This is a genomic window from Pseudoalteromonas sp. TB51, assembly GCF_000498055.1.
In the GTDB taxonomy this organism is placed as follows: Bacteria; Pseudomonadota; Gammaproteobacteria; order Enterobacterales; family Alteromonadaceae; genus Pseudoalteromonas; species Pseudoalteromonas atlantica.
Genome location: NZ_AUTO01000248.1, coordinates 1 through 19,694, shown reverse-complemented (window position 1 = coordinate 19,694; position 19,694 = coordinate 1). Strand labels below are relative to the sequence as shown.

Annotated in this window: 10 protein-coding genes and 1 pseudogene; 9 read left to right on the top strand and 2 right to left on the bottom strand. The window is 40.7% G+C overall.

The genetic code is table 11. The features are described from left to right. Together L650_RS0114365 and topA are read left to right on the top strand one after the other, a co-directional pair. A partial coding sequence (locus tag L650_RS0114365; protein WP_029773536.1) for an Ig-like domain-containing protein occupies positions 1–1,530 on the top strand: 1,530 nt, incomplete at its 5' end. 249 nt (positions 1,531–1,779) lie between these two features. Further along, positions 1,780–4,476: a type I DNA topoisomerase gene (gene topA, locus L650_RS0114360; protein WP_029773535.1), complete on the top strand. Its 2,697-nt coding sequence runs from the start codon at positions 1,780–1,782 to the stop codon at positions 4,474–4,476. A gap of 119 nt (positions 4,477–4,595) precedes the next feature. Here topA and L650_RS0114355 read toward each other — a convergent pair whose 3' ends face one another. Further along, positions 4,596–4,838: a hypothetical protein gene (locus tag L650_RS0114355; protein ID WP_004587793.1), complete on the bottom strand. Its 243-nt coding sequence runs from the start codon at positions 4,836–4,838 to the stop codon at positions 4,596–4,598. A 235-nt stretch (positions 4,839–5,073) separates the two neighbouring features. Here L650_RS0114355 and L650_RS0114350 point away from each other — a divergent pair, with 235 nt between their 5' ends. Further along, positions 5,074–5,625: a TIGR00645 family protein gene (locus tag L650_RS0114350; RefSeq protein ID WP_029773534.1), complete on the top strand. Its 552-nt coding sequence runs from the start codon at positions 5,074–5,076 to the stop codon at positions 5,623–5,625. A gap of 126 nt (positions 5,626–5,751) precedes the next feature. On the opposite strand, the gene L650_RS0114345 is transcribed toward L650_RS0114350, so the two are convergent. Beyond that, positions 5,752–7,377, bottom strand: coding sequence for an alpha-glucosidase family protein (locus tag L650_RS0114345; RefSeq protein WP_029773533.1), 1,626 nt, complete (start codon positions 7,375–7,377; stop codon positions 5,752–5,754). A 653-nt stretch (positions 7,378–8,030) separates the two neighbouring features. On the opposite strand from L650_RS0114345, the gene L650_RS0114340 reads away from it, so the two are divergent. From L650_RS0114340 to L650_RS0114315, 6 genes and pseudogenes are all read left to right on the top strand, one after another. Beyond that, positions 8,031–10,817: a TonB-dependent receptor gene (locus L650_RS0114340; protein ID WP_029773532.1), complete on the top strand. Its 2,787-nt coding sequence runs from the start codon at positions 8,031–8,033 to the stop codon at positions 10,815–10,817. Positions 10,818–10,932: 115 nt separating this feature from the next. Next, positions 10,933–12,426 carry a tryptophan halogenase family protein gene (locus tag L650_RS0114335; RefSeq protein WP_029773531.1) on the top strand — a complete coding sequence of 498 codons (1,494 nt, stop codon included), beginning with the start codon at positions 10,933–10,935 and terminating at the stop codon, positions 12,424–12,426. After that, complete coding sequence (locus L650_RS0114330; protein WP_029773530.1) at positions 12,426–14,282, top strand: glycoside hydrolase family 13 protein; 1,857 nt, start codon at positions 12,426–12,428, stop codon at positions 14,280–14,282. Before L650_RS0114335 ends, L650_RS0114330 begins: the two co-directional genes overlap by 1 nt. 88 nt (positions 14,283–14,370) lie before the next feature. Continuing rightward, the gene (locus L650_RS0114325) at positions 14,371–16,230 is read left to right on the top strand and encodes an alpha-amylase family glycosyl hydrolase (RefSeq protein WP_029773529.1); all 1,860 of its coding nucleotides are present in this window, start codon (positions 14,371–14,373) and stop codon (positions 16,228–16,230) included. Next, positions 16,223–17,722, top strand: a complete 1,500-nt coding sequence (locus L650_RS0114320; protein WP_029773528.1) for an MFS transporter — start codon at positions 16,223–16,225, stop codon at positions 17,720–17,722. Before L650_RS0114325 ends, L650_RS0114320 begins: the two co-directional genes overlap by 8 nt. 9 nt (positions 17,723–17,731) lie before the next feature. Beyond that, a pseudogene (locus L650_RS0114315) lies at positions 17,732–19,694 on the top strand (glycoside hydrolase family 15 protein); the annotation flags it as partial.

Below are 19,694 nucleotides of genomic sequence, written 5' to 3'. Positions count from 1 at the left end.
CCTGCCAATATTGGCTTTTTACAGTTTGTAGAAGTGACTGAGCCAGTAATTGCATTAAAAGGTACGGGTGGTGCTGACAGAACTGAAATCTCTGAAGTAACATTTAAACTTGTGGATTCAAATGGCAATGATTTAGCTTCAAGAACGGTTAACTTTGAGCTGTCAACGGCAGTCGGTGGTATAACGTTAGGCACAGCCAGTGCAATTACTAATGCCAGCGGTGAAGTGACTACCTCAGTTCAATCAGGTTCAATTGCTACGCCTGTGCGTGTTATCGCATCTAGCGAAGAAGACGTAGATGGCGACACGGTTATTGTAACCGCCCCTTCAGATATTCTTGTAATTAGTACAGGTATTGCTGATCAAAATAGCTTTTCGCTATCTCGTTCTATATTTAACCCTCATGCGTTAAATGTTGATGGTAATACCGTATCGGTTAATGCTCGCCTAGCTGATCACTTCAACAACCCTGTGCCAGATGGAACAGCTGTTAGCTTTATCACAGAAGGGGGCGTAATAGAGCCAAGTTGTACAACAACCAATGGTACGTGTAGCGTAACGTGGACCAGCAGTAACCCACGCCCGTTTACTGACTCTATGTATGAAAATACCATTACGCAAAAGTGTGATGGTGGTTTACCATGTCCATTAGGAATTTTAAATAATGACTTAACGGTAGATTTACCGTTAGGTGGTCGCGCCACTGTACATGCCTATGCAATTGGTGAAGAAACGTTCTCTGATTTAAATGGCAACGGCTACTTTGACAGTGAAGATTTTTTTGATGATTTATTTGATATTCCAGAAGCCTTTATCGATAACAATGAAGATGGCACCTATGGCGGTAAAGACTGTAATGATGGAACCGACCCCTGTTCACGCGATAACTCAACCGGTGATGAGTTTGAAGAATTTGTCGATTTTGATGGCAATGGTACATGGACCACAGAAAACGGCCTATACAACGGCTTACTGTGTCGTGAAGAAGACGAAGCCGCAGGTATTTGTAGTCGTCAAATGGTTAATGTATTTCAAAACCAAGAAATCGTAATGTCGGGTGATACTGCATTCTTTAGGCTAGTTACATACGCGGATGATTGCTCTGCTATCGCGGGTGCAACTGCTTCAGAGGTACGTGTAAACAGCGACCCTGCAAGTCCACTTGTTCGCCGTGTGCAAAACGACCCCACTAGCGCAATAATGTGTCAGGTTGATGCAATAGATTTAACACAAACTGCATCAGGCACTGCTAGCCTAGGGCTTACGGTATTTATAGCAGATATATATAACAACCCAATGCCTGCTGAAACAACCATCTCTATTGACACAGACAACGGTATTTTAACAGGTAGTGATAATTACACTTACCCTAATACAACAAGTATTGTGCCTGTTGGTTTATCCTTTGGTATTACGCGTGAAGACTTAGATGGAGGAAATGAGCAGTTTAGTGGTATTTTAACCGTTACTGCCGAAGCGCCTTCAGGGTTAGAAAGTACGCTTTCTGTTAGCGTAACCGACGATTTATAATCGGTAGAATGTAAAAAATGCCAACCTTAAGGTTGGCTTTTTTATTTGTGTTCTATATATTCCACAGCAATTATTTTAAAAACACCGGTTTGTATAATTTAACAACAAAAATTGTTTGTTTATTCAGTAAATACTGAAAAGTTTGTATTAAAAGCTTGTAACAATAGGTGTTTGTAGATATACCTATAAATATTCGCGCCGTTTATGTCGGCAAAACACATTTAAATATTTGGTTAGAAATAGGCAACTATGGGCAAATCGCTAGTAATTGTAGAGTCACCTGCTAAGGCTAAAACAATTAATAAATACTTAGGTAAAGACTTCATCGTAAAGTCCAGTATTGGACATGTGCGTGATTTACCTACTTCAGGTTCGAACAAAGCTAAAGTACCGGCGACTAAAACGCCAGCTGAAGTTCGTAAAATGGAGCCTGAAGAAAAGGCAGCGTATAAACAGCAACGAGATTACACTAACTTAGTTGCACGTATGGGTATTGATCCTGAAAAAGGGTGGGAGCCACATTACGAAATTTTGCCAGGTAAAGAGAAAGTAGTTCAAGAGTTAAAAAAGCTGGCCGAAAATGCAGACCAAGTTTATCTTGCAACGGATTTGGATAGAGAAGGGGAAGCAATTGCTTGGCACCTTCAAGAAATTATTGGTGGTGAGCCTGAAAAATATAAACGCGTTGTATTTAACGAAATTACAAAAAATGCGATTCAACAAGCGTTTGAAACACCAGGTGAGCTAAATACCGACATGGTATATGCACAACAAACACGCCGCTTCTTAGACCGTGTAGTTGGCTTTATGGTATCGCCATTATTATGGGCTAAAGTAGCGCGCGGGCTTTCTGCTGGGCGTGTGCAATCGGTTGCGGTACGTTTATTAGTAGAGCGCGAACGTGAAATTAAAGCGTTTATTCCAGAAGAGTTTTGGGATATACACGCCGATGTTAAAAATACTGAGTCACAATTACGCTTAGAAGTCACTAAACAAGCTGACAAGCCATTTAAGCCGGTAAATGAGGCTCAGGCTACAGCCGCAGTTAAAAGCCTTGAGACAGCCGAATATAAAGTAATAAGTGTTGAAGAAAAACCAAGCAAAAGCCGCCCAAGTGCGCCTTTTATTACTTCAACCATGCAACAAGCCGCCAGTACACGTTTAGGCTATGGCGTTAAAAAAACAATGATGCTTGCACAGCGCCTCTACGAAGGAGGTTACATTACTTATATGCGTACCGATTCAACTAATCTGTCAAAAGATGCAGTTGAAATGTGTCGTGATTATGTAACCCAAGAGTTTGGCGCAAAGTACTTACCTAAAGACCCAATTAGCTACAGCTCTAAAGGCAATGCACAAGAAGCGCACGAAGCGATCCGTCCTTCAAGTGTAACTGTACTTTCTGGGCATGTTGAAGGTGTTGATGCCGATGCCAAAAAACTGTACGAATTAATTTGGCGTCAGTTTGTTGCCTGTCAAATGGTGCCTGCAGAGTACGACTTAACAACACTTACTGTGGCCGCTGATGAGTATCAACTAAAAGCAAAAGGGCGAGTACTTCGCTTTGATGGTTGGACAAAAGTGCAACCTGCGGTACGTAAAAAGAATGAAGAAGATCAATCGCTGCCAGCAGTAAAAGAAGGCGAAGTACTTAGTTTAATTGAGCTGGACCCTAAGCAGCACTTTACTAAACCGCCAGCGCGCTTTAGTGAAGCAAGTTTAGTAAAAGAGCTTGAAAAACGTGGTATTGGTCGTCCATCTACGTACGCATCAATTATTTCAACAATTCAAGACCGTGGTTATGTACGGGTAGAAAACCGTCGTTTCTTCGCTGAAAAAATGGGCGAAATTGTTACCGACCGTTTGGTTGAAAACTTCACTGATTTAATGAACTTTGACTTTACAGCAAAAATGGAAGGTCGTTTAGATGATATCGCCGAAGGCGAGCGTGTATGGACCCAAGTGCTTGATAAGTTTTATGCTGATTTTTCTACGCAATTAAACATAGCCAAAGATGAGCCAGAGCAAGGCGGAATGCGCCTTAATCAAATGGTCGAAACCGACATTGACTGCCCTACGTGTGGCAGAAAAATGGGTATTCGCACGGCATCTACAGGGGTGTTTTTAGGGTGTACAGGTTATAACTTACCGCCTAAAGAGCGTTGTACAACCACTATGAACCTAGTATCAGGGGATGAAGCGGTTGCGGCAGATGTTGAAGACATTGAAACTGAAACATTAATGCAAATGAAGCGCTGTCCAATCTGTGAAACGGCTATGGACTCTTACCTAATAGACGAAACCCGTAAATTACATGTTTGTGGTAATAACCCTGCATGTGAAGGGTATATCGTTGAGCAAGGTACCTTTAAAATTAAAGGATACGATGGGCCTATTATCGAATGTGATAAATGTGGCTCAGACATGGAGCTTAAATCGGGCCGTTTTGGTAAGTATTTTGGCTGTAACAACGAAGAGTGTAAAAATACGCGTAAGTTACTTAAAAACGGCGAAGCTGCGCCACCAAAAGAAGATCCTGTGCACATACCTGAACTTGAATGTGAAAAGTCAGAAGCTTATTTTGTTTTACGTGACGGGGCTGCAGGTATTTTCTTGGCGGCTAACACTTTCCCTAAATCACGCGAGACGCGAGCGCCTAAAGTGGCTGAGCTAAAGCGTTTTAGAGAGCGTATTTCACCTAAGTTTTATTACTTAGCTGATGCGCCAGAAAAAGATCCTGATGGTAATTTAGCCGTAGTACGTTATAGCCGTAAAAATAAAGCGCAATACGTGATGACGGAAGTTGACGGAAAAGCCACAGGCTGGACTGCTCACTATGAAGCGGGTAAATGGGTAGAAGAAGCGAAGAAAAAAGCAGCGCCTAAAAAGAAAGCGGCTGCAAAAAAATCGCCAGCTAAACCTAAAGCAAAAAAAGAAGCTGAATAAACCTTAAAATTAATCTAGTTTAAGACAAATAAAAACCGGAATGCACAGCTTGTGTCATTCCGGTTTTTTTATGATTATATGCGTCGCAATGGCTTTATTAGCCGCATATTTTTTATTGTTTAGATTTGTACAGTAGATACTTTTTTGTAGCCTTCAGACTCTAATTCATCATTAACGCATTGAAGAACATAGCCAAATAGATCGTCGTTACTTACATCATCATCTTTAGCCCAATTTACACACATATCTGTGTATTCTTTAATTGTTTGTGCAGAAGCTACTGGTGCATCGTCTGCGATTGCAACCGTTGCAGATACAGCAAAAAGTGGTGCAACTATTAATGCTAGCAATGCTTTATTCATTTGTTGATTCCTAAATAAATGGTTTTACGATTTAAATACATTTTAAAGCTGTATTTAAATAGTGCCCAATGCAGAACAACTCTGTTGGTGTAGTGATTTTTAATCGAAATTAAAATAAAAGATAACGAAAAATTTTTATCGTCAAGATGAGTAAATTACGCTTAAATAATTATATAAGTAATTGTGTTGTAATAAATTATAAGCTAAGGTCGCTTTTTTATAAAAAGATAAGTTAATGTCAGAACACCAAGCAAAACCAACCAGTACGCCTCGTAAAATACACAAAGTAGAGCAGGGCTTAGAGTCGTTTATATTTAAAGGGCGCTGGATATTAGCCCCGTTTTTTGTAGGCCTACTATTTGCTGTAATATTGCTATTAATAAAGTTTTTTAAGCAACTTTATTTAATGGGTATTGCCACTTTTAGTGCAAAAAACCAAGAGTTATTAGTGGGTATACTTACCCTCGTTGATACCGCTTTACTGGCTGGTTTATTACTTATTATTATTTTTAGTGGTTATGAGAACTTTGTTTCAAAGCTTAATATTGAGGGCCACGAAGATAGGCCGTCATGGATGGGAAAAGTAGGTTTCTCTGGCTTAAAAATGAAGCTTATTAGCGCAATTGTTGCCATATCTGCAGTTGAGCTTTTAAAGGTATTTATTAATTCTAATATTCATTCAAGTGAGGAGCTATTTTGGAAAGTGATTATCCATGTCACCTTTGTAAGCTCTGGCGTGTTATTTGCGCTCACTGATTATTTAAATAGTAAAACACAATCACATTAGAAAGGTTAAGTTAGTGGTTTGGAGGTCGGTATTTCGTCTTAATACCGGCTATAGCAGCCCCACTATTTGAGCGCACAAAAAAGCCCGATAAAATCGGGCTTTTGAGCATCATACGTCAGGGCATTCTTATTTTACAAAAGCAAAGTAACAGTCAAAACCATTCATGTTTAGCTTATTACCATCTAAAGTAGCATTACAATGAGATAGTGAGTCATGCGCCTCAGTCACTGTTTCAGTCAACTCAAATGTTTGATTGGTATCAGCTAAATTAAACACACATAACATAGTTTGCTCGTTTAGCGTTCTGTAAAAAGCGAGGATAGGCTCAGCAGTATCAATAAACTTAATATCGCCTGCTAATAACACAGTATGCTGTTTACGCCATGCCATAAACTCACGGTAGGCATTAAGTATAGAATTTGTATCTTTATCTTGTACAGACACAGCCTGCTGCGTATGCGCGCTATCAACTGGTAACCAGGGTTTAGCAGCACTAAATCCTGCGTTTTGTGTGTTGTTACCTTCCCATGGCATTGGCGTTCTACAGCCGTCACGACCTTTAAAGTTTGGCCAAAAGGTAATGCCGTATGGGTCTTGTAGGTCTTCAAATGCTACAGAGGCTTCACCTAGCCCCAGCTCTTCACCTTGGTACATACATACGCTACCACGCAAAGAAGCTAATAAAGCAGTAAGCATTTTGCATTGTGCTGGGTTTATTTGACCATTTTGGCTCCAGCGGCTCGCAACACGCTCTACATCATGGTTGCTAAACGCCCAGCACGGCCAACCTTCAGTCATGCGTTGCTCTAGAGTCTGTACGGTTTCTCTTATGTATTCACTTGAATAATCATCAGTGAGTAGCTCAAAACTATAGCCCATATGCAGCTTATCACCGCCTTGGGTATATTCTGCCATTGTTGCCAATGAATCTTCCGATGAAATTTCACCAAGTGATACAGTACCCGGGTATTTATTAAGTAGTGCACGTATGTCTTGCATAAACTCAATGTTTTCTGGTTGGGTGTTATTATAATAATGGTACTGAAACGCGTATGGGTTATCTTCACTAAAGCCACGGCCTTGGCGTTTATCTTTAGGCTTTGCAGGATTGTCACGTAATTGTGCATCGTGGTAGCAAAAGTTAATAGCGTCTAATCTAAAACCATCTACACCTTTTTTAAGCCAAAACTCTACATTTTCTAAAACAGCTTTTCTTACATCTGGGTTATGAAAGTTTAAATCAGGCTGTTCGGTTAAAAAGTTATGTAAATAGTATTGACCGCGACGAGGCTCCCATTGCCAAGCACCGCCACCAAAAATAGATAACCAGTTATTAGGCGCTGTGCCATCTTCTTTAGCATCTGCCCATACGTACCAGTCAGCTTTATCATTGTTTTGGTTTTCGCGGCTATCTAAAAACCATTGATGTTGATCTGATGTATGGCTTAACACTTGGTCAATAATAATTTTAATGTCGCGTTTATGTGCTTGATCTATTAACTCATCAAAGTCGTTTAGGTCACCAAATATGGGGTCTATATCGCGATAGTCACTAATGTCGTAGCCAAAATCTTTCATTGGAGATTTGAAAAAAGGAGAAATCCAAATAGCGTCAACGCCTAAGCTTTTAATGTAATCAATGCGATTAATTATCCCTTTAAGATCACCAATACCATCGTTATTGTTGTCTTGAAAGCTTCGCGGGTAAACCTGATAAATAACCGCACCTTTATACCACTGCTGTTGGGCCATGCTTTTCTCCGTCGTTCCACACAGTATTTATATTGTTATTAGTTTGATTTAAACAATCACTAAATTTTCAAAAAGCATACGTGAAGGGTGCTGCTCTGTAAAAAGTCTGCATACGTATGCAGCTAATTTACTTACATAAAAGCGGTTTTAGCTAAGCGGAAAGTTACGCATAAAAACCGCTGCAGCACTTTTACCAATCATGTTTATTTATGTGTAACTAAAACAACTGGCTATTTTGGTGCTTATTTTTAAAGGGCTGCACAGCTTTGGTGATTTCACTCTTTGGTCAGACCAATTTAATCTGATAATCTTTACAAAAGATATGCGTGTAAATTTATAAAAAACCTTTAATTAACGCTATTTACAAACGATGGCAAAGGGATTTCAGTTAAATATTTGATGTATTTTTATAATGATAATAAATCACTAGGTTGCACCAATATAAAACTACTTAAAACAGTGGGTTAAAGTTTTATTTGTGAACTCATTGTTAACTTTTAGCCTTTTGCATAGCACTGAATACGTATGCATAAAGTTGTTAATAAAATAATTCGAGCGTTAATATTGATGCTGACAACAAAATTAGCTCGCCTGTTTGACTATCACTCAAATAAAGAAGCGAGTATCACAATATGGGTAACGGGAAAAACATCATGTCTATGTTCAAACCAAGTATATTAACGTTGGCAATGGCTACTGCAGGATTAGCAAGCTTTGCCTCTGTAGCAGCACAAGAAGATACAGTTAAAAATGATGACGTTGAGGTTATCGAAGTAAAAGGCTTTCGTGGCAGTGTTGTAGAATCAATCAACACAAAGCGTTTTTCTACTCAAGTCGTTGAGTCAATTTCAGCTGAAGATATAGGTAAACTTCCTGATTCGTCTATTGCTGAGTCTATTGCACGCTTACCAGGTTTAACGGCACAGCGCCTAGATGGTCGCGCAAGTAGAGTATCAATTCGTGGTTTTGGTGAAAACGAAAGTGGTACTACATTTAACGGCCGCGAGCAAGTATCTATTGGCGATAACCGCGGCGTAGAGTTTGACCTTTACCCATCAGAAATTATGAGCGGTGTTACCGTTTATAAAACACCTAATGCAAGTATTGAAGCAGAAGGTATTGCGGGTGTTATTAACATGCAAACCGTACGTCCTTTAAGTAAAGGCGAGCGTGTATTTCAAGTTAATGGCCAGTACGAGCAAACTAGCTTTGATAAACTAAACCCAGACGGTAACGACGATGGTTACCGCGGTACTATTTCATACATTGATCAATTTGCAGATGACACCATAGGTGTTGCGTTTGCACTAAATACCATGAGCTCTCCAAATCAAGAAAAACGTTGGAACGCTTGGGGTTACCCTGAATTTACTGCTGATGATGGTCAAACGTACTCTATATTAGGGGGTGCAAAACCATTTGTACGTTCATCAACCCTTGAACGTGACTCAGCAATGCTCGTAATAGAGGCCGCGCCTACAGACAAATTAAACATGACGTTTGATGCGTTATATGTTGATTTTACAGATGAAAAAATCTTACGTGGTATCGAAATCCCATTCGCATGGGGTCAAGGTTCGATTGACCCTGCAAGCGTAGCTGTAGATGACGCAAGTGGCTTTATTACCAGTGCGGTAACAAATGGCCAACGTGTGGTTGTTCGTAACGACTACGAAGAGCGTGAAGCAGAACTAACCGCGTTTGGCTTTAACACTAAATACGATATTGATGACTCGTGGTCAGTAGAGTTTGACGCAAGTTACTCTCAAGTAGATCGTAAAATTTGGAGCCTTGAGAGTTACTCAGGCACAGGCCGAGGCGATGCTCGCGGTGTTGCAGATAACCTAGGTTACACATTTAACGGTGGTAATACAGGTGCTACCTTTACTCACGATTTAGATTACAGCGATTACAGCTTAATGCAATTAGGTGGTCCTTTATCATGGGGTGCAAGCTCTGCTTTAAATGATAAATATGGCTTAACCGGCACCGAGTATGAAAACCAAGCGCAAGATGGCTTCATTAATGCACCTACAATTGAAGATGAGTTATCTACGTTAAAACTAGCGGCATCTAAAGTATTAGAAAACGAGTACTTTAGCTCAATTGAATTTGGTATGTCTTATAAAGAGCGCGAAAAAACCAAAGATTCGCAGGGCTTCTTTATGACGTTATCTGGGTTTTCACTTGATAACCCGGGTTTAGTTACCGTGCCAGAGCAGTATCGAATGGGCAGCGTTGATTTAGACTTTATTGGCATGGGCGATATGATTGCCTACAATGTAAATGGTCTTGTTAATGACGGCTACTACGACTTACTAGATGAAAGCTTAACAAATACGAGCCATTTAACTAAATCGTGGACCGTAAAAGAAGAAATTACCTCTGCGTTTGCACAAGCTAATATTAATGCAGAAGTAAGCGGCTTAGCGTTAACGGGTAATATAGGTGTACGTTACGTTCACACTGATCAGTCATCGCAAGGTAATGCATTTAGTACTGTAGATGGCATTGTTGTGGCATCACCTACCAATATTAGCCACGATTATTCACACGTTTTACCAAGTTTGAACTTATCACTTGCGATTGATGAGCAGCAAACAGTGCGTTTTGGTGCAGCTAAAACAATCTCACGCGCCCGTTTGGACGAAATGAACTCATCTATTGATGCATCATACAACACAACGCCTGATGAAAATGGTAACTTTTGGTCTGTATCGGGTGGTAACCCTAACCTAGAGCCTAAAGAAGCAACTGGTTATGATTTAACGTACGAAAACTACTTTAGCGATGAGGGTTACTTCTCTGCTGCGTTTTTCTATAAAGACTTAACCCAGTGGATTTTTGACGGCACATACGAAATTGATATGTCGGGCGTTGCTGACCCATCAACAGGTGAAATACCAGCTACTTCTGAAGGTACTGGTAGTGGTAAAGTAAATGGCGGTGGCGGCGACCTATACGGTTACGAGCTATCTCTAGCATTGCCATTTAAAATTTTCCACCCGTCACTTGAAGGTTTTGGTTTAATTGCAAGCCATACCGGTATTGAATCAGACATTAAAGATCAAAACGGCAATGAATACGAGCTACCGGGTCTGTCTGACAAAATTCAAAGCTTAACGGTTTACTACGAAATGAATGGTATTCAACTGCGTACCAGCATGCGTAAACGTAGTGCCTTTAAAGGTGATGTATACGGGCTAGGTTTTGATACCGAGCAAGTGGATATCCTAGGCGAAACAATTTGGGACATTCAAGCGGGCTACGACTTTAGTGAGGCCGGTGTTGAAAGCCTTGAAGGGTTATCAATTCAGTTCCAAGTTCAAAACTTAACAGAAGAGCCGTTTACATCGCTTTCTGGCGATAACGCGCTACAAGTTCGTGACTACCAAGATTACGGTCGTACTTACTTGTTAGGCTTTAGCTACAAGCTATAATAAAGGTTGTGTGTAGGAGCCCTTGTAATTTGTTTTACAAGGGCTTTTTTATAGCTACTTTATCTAAATTTTATCAAACTTAACAAAACTTTAAACTGTAAACGTGGACAATAATATGAAACCAATAAAACACGTCGTAATCGCAGGCGGGGGCACGGCAGGGTGGATAACAGCCGCCTTGCTTAATAAAGTGTTAGGTAAAGTAATTAAAATAACTCTTATTGAGTCAAGTACTATTGGCACTATAGGCGTGGGTGAAGCTACAATTCCGCCTATTATTCAGCTTAATAACGCATTGGGTATAAACGAGCAAGATTTTATAAATGCTACAAATGCATCTATAAAATTAGGAATTGAGTTCGAAAATTGGAAAACCCCCTCTCATAGCTACATGCATGCTTTTGGCTCATTTGGAAAAGACTTCCCCTTTTGCGATTTTTACAATTTTTGGATAAAAGGGCATATTAGCGGTGCAGAAGAAAGCTTATGGGACTTTTCTCTTAACTACCAAGCGGCTAAACAGCATAAATTTGCACCTTTAAATACCCTACCTAATACACAATTGCCTGGCTTGAGTTATGCGTATCACTTTGACGCAACGTTATATGCTGAGTTTTTAAAAAACCTCGCAACATCACGCGGTGTTGAGCATATTGATGCCAAAATAGAGCAGGTTGAACAATGCCCTCTATCAGGAAATATAAAATCATTAACCCTTGATAACACACAACAGATAAATGGCGACCTTTTTATAGACGCGACAGGGCAGCGCGCCTTACTCATAGAGCAAACCCTTAACACAGGTTTTGTCGATTGGTCTCATTATTTACCGTGTGATAGCGCCGTGGCGGTGCAGTCTCAAGGTACTAGCGAGCTAAAACCTTATACGCGTTCAATTGCACACAGCGCAGGCTGGCAGTGGCAAATACCGCTGCAAAGCCGAATAGGTAATGGCTTGGTGTATTGTAGTCGTTATTTATCTGACGATGCAGCAACGCAGTTATTAATAGATAATTTACCCGCTGAGCCAATGACTGAGCCGCGGGTGATTGAATTTAAAACAGGGCGGCGGTTAAAGCAATGGCATAAAAATGTGGTATCGGTTGGCCTTGCCAGTGGCTTTTTAGAGCCGTTAGAGTCTACCAGTATTCATTTAATACAAAGTGCCGTAACCCGTTTAATAAAGCTGTTTCCACACAATGGCATAAGCGAAGCTTTAGTTACTGAATTTAATAAGCAAAGCGTGATAGAAATAGAGCACATTCGTGATTTTATAATATTGCATTACACACTAACAGCGCGAGAAGACTCCCCATTTTGGCGAGAATGTAAGCAAATGGACATTCCTGACTCATTGGCCCATAAGCTCAAATTATTTAAGCAAACCGGCAAAGTAGTGCGCGAAAACGACGAATTATTTGCCGAAGTTGCCTGGCAACAGGTGTTTATTGGCCAAGGGCTTATCCCCGAAGATTACAACAGCATTGTTGACTCACTCAGTAGTGAACAACTAAACGATTTATTCTCAACACTAAAAACGCTTATTACCTCAACGGTAGATCAATTACCCACTCATAAAGATTTTTTAGCAAAAATTAAAAAGGCCTGATGATGCAACTTTTAAAAAAACTTTTACTTGTAAGTGCCTGTACTTTACCAACCATTAGCTACGCACTTGACGTTGAGCCAGCTAATTGGTGGGTTGGCATGAACAAAAACACGATTACCATCATGGTTCATGAGCAAAACATTGCAAACGAGCAAATTAAATTAGCTAAATACAACGGCGTTAAGTTAAATAAAGTAACCCGTACCGACAATCCAAATTATGTATTTTTAAATATTACCATTACCGACGCCGCTAAAGCCGGAACGCTTGAATTTAATAGCAGCGAAACAAGCAATAACTTTGAGTTTCCACTTCTTAAACGAGATAAAAACAGCGCTCAGCGTCAAGGGTTTACATCAGCTGATACGCTTTATTTAATTAACCCAGATCGCTTTGCTAATGGTGATAAACAAAACGATACCGTCCCAAGCATGTTAGAAGCGGCAAACCCGAGTATAAAAGGTGGGCGCCACGGTGGTGATATTCAGGGCGTTATAAACGCGCTTCCCTATTTAAACGACTTAGGCGTAACACAGCTTTGGTTAACGCCTGTGCTTGAAAACAACATGCCTAATTATTCTTATCATGGTTATGCAATTACAGACTTTTATAAGGTTGACCCACGCATGGGCTCAAACCAGTTATACAAAACGTTATCTGTAAAAGCAAAAGAGCAGGGTATAGGGCTAGTAATGGATATGGTCCTTAACCATTTTGGCTCTGAGCATACTTGGGTTAACGATAAGCCAACTAAAGATTGGATTAACTTTAATGGTGAGTTTAATAAAGGCAAAAATGCCACCAGCCATGCGCGCCAAACCATACAAGACCCACACGCCAGTGAATACGACAAGCGCCAGTTTAACGATGGCTGGTTTGTAGAAACCATGCCTGATTTAAATCAGCGCCAACCACTGTTAAGTGAATACTTAATTCAAAATGCGATTTGGTGGATAGAATACGCCGATTTAAGCGGCATACGTGTTGATACCTACTCGTATTCAGATAAAGCATTTTTGAGTGATTGGACAAAAGCCATAATGCAAGAGTACCCAGATTTTAATATTGTTGGGGAAGAGTGGACGTCTAACCCTGCTATTGCCTCTTACTGGCAACGTGGAAAGCATAACCAAGATGGCTATACATCAAGCTTACCAAGCGTGATGGACTTTTCGTTGCAAGAGTCGGTAATTCAAGCGCTAAATGAAGATGAAAGCTGGAACACGGGTTGGGTTAAAGTATATGAATCGTTAGCTAATGACTTTTTATACCCTGATACAAATAACATTATGGTATTTGCCGATAACCACGATATGAGCCGTGTTTACACTGAGCTTGGCCAAGATGTAGCCAAAACAAAAATGGCGATGACCTTGTTTTTAACCACACGTGGCATACCGCAAATGTATTACGGTACGGAAGTACTATTAGATAACACCCCAAGTAAAGACCATGGTGATATTAGAATCGACTTCCCCGGCGGGTTTGAAGGGCAAACTCGTAATGCCTTTACCAAAGAGGGCTTAACAAAACAGCAAAAAGAGATGCATAACACCATCAGTACGCTGCTTAACTTTAGAAAAAACAGCTCAGCATTAGATAAAGGAAAGCTTGTACATTTTACGCCTCAACAAGGGGTTTATAGTTATGCGCGTATTAGCGATGAGCAAACAGTGTTGGTATTTATGAATAAAAACACACAAGCGCTACAAAAAAATATTGAGTATATGCAAGAGGTAATGCCTAACAGCACAACAGCATTTAATTTATTTACTCAAAAAACACAAAAGCTTGGCAAAACCATTGAATTACCAGCGATGAGCGCAACGGTACTCGTTATAAATACGCCACAATAGTGACCTGAATACGTATGCAGCAACTGTATGGTTGCTGCAGTAATCTTTAGTATAAAGTTAATAACAATACTGACAAAAAAGACACACAATGAAAAAATCTGTTTATGTACCCGCAGTACTGTGTAGTGCACTTATTGCTACAGGGTGTTCAGAAAATAACAAACCTGAACAACAGCAAGCACCTGCCCACACGCAAAATGAGCTTACCAAGCCGGTTGTATATCAAGTATTTACCCGTTTGTTTGGTAATACCGAAACAGCCAATGTGCCATGGGGCACTAAAGAGCAAAACGGCGTAGGTAAATTTGCCGACTTTAACGATGCAGCCCTCAAAGGTATTAAAGAGCTAGGTACCACGCACGTTTGGTATACCGGTGTATTACACCACGCGCTAGTGGGCGATTATACCGACTACGGCATTTCACAAGATGACCCCGATGTAGTAAAAGGCCGCGCAGGGTCACCGTACGCAATTAAAGATTACTACGATGTTAACCCCGATTTAGCCGTTAATGTAACAAACCGCATGGGAGAGTTTAGCCAGCTTATTGAACGTACACATAGCCACGGTATGAAAGTCATTATTGATATAGTGCCTAACCATGTTGCCCGAAATTATCAATCACTTGGAAAGCCTAAAGGCGTAGAGGATTTCGGCGCACAAGACGACACCAGTAAAACGTACGATAAAAATAACAACTTTTATTATGTGCCTGGGCAGTCATTTCAAGTGCCTACTTCTACAACTTATACCGTGTTAGGTGGAAAGGATCACCCACTTGCGGATGGCTTTTTTGATGAAACACCTGCTAAATGGACAGGTAACGGTGCCCGTGCACCAAAACCCGATATTAACGATTGGTACGAAACAGTAAAAGTAAATTATGGCGTAAAGCCAGATGGTAGCTACGATTTTGCTCAGCTGCCAAACGACTATAAAGACAAAGATTACCGTGATCATTATGCGTTTTGGCAAGATAAAGAGCTACCAGATAGCTGGTACAAATTTAGAGACATTGCGCTTTTTTGGCTAGACAAAGGCGTTGATGGCTTTAGATACGACATGGCCGAAATGGTCCCAGTTGAATTTTGGAGCTTTTTAAATTCGTCAATAAAAATGCAAAAAAGCGATGCGTTTTTATTGGCCGAAGTCTATAACCCGTTAATGTACCGTGCCTATATTCAGCAAGGTAAAATGGATTATCTTTACGATAAAGTCGGCTTTTACGATACCTTAAAAGCGGTAATGCAACTTAAACAACCTGCCAATAGTATTTTTGATGCGCATCAAAGTGTGCTCGATATAGAGCAACATATGCTGCATTTTTTAGAAAATCACGACGAGCAACGAATCGCAAGCCCAGACTTTGCAGGTAATGCCCAGTGGGGTAAACCTGCTTTAGTTGTTTCTAATTTAATTAGCCGCGCGCCAACACTTTTATATTTTGCTCAAGATGTGGGAGAAGATGGCTCTGAAAACGCGGGGTTTGGAGCGCCGACACGTACCAGTATTTTTGACTACATTGGCGTTCCAGCGCACCAAGCATGGATGAATAACGGAAAATTTGATGGCGCTAACTTAACCGCAGAGCAAGTAGCACTTCGTAATTACTACAAAGCGGTTATGTCACTGAATAGTTTACCTGCTGTAGTAGGCGGAGAAATGTCGGCACTTAACCTTGTAGGAAGTGAACGTGTAGTTGGTTTTACCCGCTCTTTAGGCCAGCAAAGTGTGTATGTGTTAAGTAACTTTAGCGAGCAGCCACAAACAGTTACGGTTAATTTATCAAAGGCACAATTAGGTGCAATGAGCGAAAATACGCTATTAAATGATTTACTTGAAAATCACACCACCGGGCTTAAAGCTCACCCGCAAGGCGCTACATTTAACCTCACACTTGATGCATTTAGCAGCGCAGTATTAACAAATAAGGCTAATAATGAATAATCAAAATAATAATACCGATAAGCCAAATTTAAGTTTTTGGCAAATATGGAACATGTGCTTTGGCTTTTTAGGCATACAATTTGGTTTTGCCCTGCAAAACGGCAATGTGAGCCGAATATTTCAAACATTAGGCGCACAAGTTGATGATATTCCCATTTTATGGGTTGCAGCCCCGCTTACAGGCTTAATTGTTCAGCCTATTATAGGCTATTGGAGCGATAAAACGTGGGGGCGCTTTGGCCGTCGTCGTCCGTTCTTTTTTATAGGTGCAGTGTTAACAACGCTTTCACTATTTATTATGCCGCATTCACCAACGCTTTGGATTGCCGCGGGTATGTTATGGATCATGGATGCGTCAATCAACGTAACCATGGAACCGTTTAGAGCGCTTGTTGGTGATAACTTGCCAGAAAAGCAACGCGCGACAGGTTACGGTTTACAAAGCTTTTTTATTGGTATTGGTGCTGTACTAGCCTCAGCATTACCATGGATGATGACCAACTGGTTTGATGTAAGTAATACCGCAGCTCCAGGGCAAATTCCTGAATCTGTTAAATACTCATTTTATTGGGGCGGGGTGGTGTTACTTGTTGCGGTGCTTTGGACCGTTGCACGTACTAAAGAATACAGCCCTGAGCAATTAGCGGCTTTTGAAAAGCAAAACGCACAACCTACAACAAGCAAAGTGGTTGATATTAACTTTAATAAAGGTGCCATTATTTTTGTGGTACTGGGTTTAGCAACTCTTGCATTAGTCATGGGCTTATCCCTTGAAAAAGAATTATACCTACTTGCTGGTGGTTTATTAGCGTTTGGTATTGTGCAGTGGATTGCAGCGGCGCTTAAAAGTGCGAATAAAACCCAAGGTGGTTTTTACCAAGTAGTACAAGATGTATTTACTATGCCAGAGGCCATGAAGCAGCTTGCCTGGGTGCAGTTTTTTAGCTGGTTTACTTTATTTGCTATGTGGATTTATACCACCGCTGCAGTAACAAGCTTTCATTATGGTAGTAGCGATGCAACTTCTAAAGCATTTAACGATGGTGCAGATTGGGTGGGTATTTTATTTGCCGCCTACAATGGATTTGCCGCAATTGCCGCTATGTGTATTCCATTTTTAGTTAAAAAAATGGGATTAAAAGGCGCGCATTGCTTTAATTTATTGCTGGGCGCGTTAGGTCTTGCAAGCTTTATGTTTATACAAGACCCTAAAATGTTACTTATACCTATGATAGGCGTAGGGTTTGCTTGGGCGTCTATTTTATCACTCCCGTATGCCATGTTAAGTAACGCACTACCGAGTAACAAAATGGGCGTTTATATGGGGATTTTTAACTTTTTTATAGTTATACCTCAGTTACTTGCCGCCAGTGTTTTAGGGCTTATTTTACGCCACGTATTTTCTAATCAGCCTATTTACGCATTATTAATTGGTGCAGCTTCGTTTGTTGTTGCTGCTGTTGCAGTAATGCGCGTTAAAAATTCTCATTAAGGACACACAATGAAAAAATATAACCTTATAACCGCCNGCTCAAAACACAAGCACGACTAACGAAAGTACCACAGCACAGGTTACATCGGCCCCAGGCGCCCCAGGCGCAGAGCCTTTTTGGGCTTATGCGGGTAAAACAGGTATTGGTACATCATACGAGCAATACCAAAACGGCCAATACACTGATGCAGCTGCAACGGGGGATGTGTCTAAAGTATGGTTTTCAATAGCTAAAGGTATGATCACCGAAACCATGTTTGGGCTTATTCACCAAGCACAAATAAAAGACATGCAATTTATAGTAACAGGTAAAGATTTTACCGTTAGTGAAGCGGATGATTTAAATGTCACCATTGATTACTTACATAAAGATGCACAAGGTCGCCCGTTATCGCTGGCTTATAAAGTAACAAGCACTGATAAACAAGGCCGCTTTAGCCTAGAAAAACACATCTTTACTGACCCAGATGGGCAAACCCTATTTGTACGCAGTGTATTTAATACTGAGCTTGAAGGGCTAAAAGCGTATGTGTCTGTTAATCCGTACATTAATAATAACGGCTTAGGTGACTTTGCTAAAACAACAGAGAAAGGGCTTGTAGCATGGGAAGATGATAACTATTTATCACTTCAATCCGCATCACCATTTAAAGCAAAAACAGTTGGGTTTACAGGAAAAAGTGACGGCATTAATGCACTTAAAACTACGCAATCTATAACTACCCAATACACAAATACTGGCGAAACGGCTGGGAATGTAAGCATGCTTGCAGAGCTTGGCGAGATAACTGCAAATACCACTTTTGATTTAGCCCTGAGCTTTGGTAAAACGCAGCAGCAAAGTATAAAGCAGGGCGAAAAAAGCTTAGCTAAAGGCTACCAAGCGGTGCTCGATCACTACAATGGCAAGGGTGAAGCGCTAGGCTGGGAAGATTACCTACAAAGCCTAAAACCGCTTAATCCCATGGTTGAACAAACAGCCGATAACGGTAAGCTTTTATACACCAGTGCCATGGTATTAAAAGCACAAGAAGATAAAACACACGCAGGGGCATTAATTGCTTCTTTATCTAACCCATGGGGCGAAACGGTTTCAGCCAAAGAAGGTTCTACGGGTTATAAAGCGGTATGGGTGCGCGATTTTTATCAAGTAGCCATGGCATTTATGGCGCTTGGCGATACTGCCACAGCAAAAACAGCGTTCGAATACCTTGAAAAAGTGCAAGTAAACAGCAAAACACCAGGTAATAAAGGCGATACAGGCTGGTTTTTACAAAAAACACACGTCGATGGTGAGTTAGAATGGGTAGGCGTACAGCTTGATCAAACTGCTATGCCTATCATGCTGGCATGGAAGTTACATAAAGCCAACGTACTTAGCGATGAAGAGCTAAAAAGCTGGTACGGCAAAATGTTAAAACCAGCGGCAGATTTTTTAGTCGAGGGGGGACTTGCTAAAATTTTGTGGAACGACACACAAATTACACCTCCGGCAACACAACAAGAGCGCTGGGAAGAGCAAAGCGGTTATTCTCCATCTACAACTGCGGCAATAGTGGCAGGCCTTATTACCGCAAGCGATATCGCAACGCTTAGTGGCGATGATAAAAACGCGCAGCGCTACCTTGCTACGGCTAAAAAATACAGCAGCGATATTGAATCGCAAATGTTTACTACCGAAGGTAACTTAAAAGGCGAGAATAGCGATGGCGAATACTTTATTCGTATAGGCCAAGATACCGATGCAAACTCAAACACTAAAATTAACGCTAATAATGGCCGCGAAGGGTTTAATAAAAAGCAAATTTTAGATGGCGGCTTTTTAGAGTTAGTACGCTATGGCGTACGCGGTGCAAATGATGAAAGCATCGTTAAAACACTACCTGAGTATGACGACGAAACACTTGAAGATAACCTACAAGTTAAATACAGCTTTAGCTTTGACGATGGCAGCGGCACTTTTGCAGGCTAC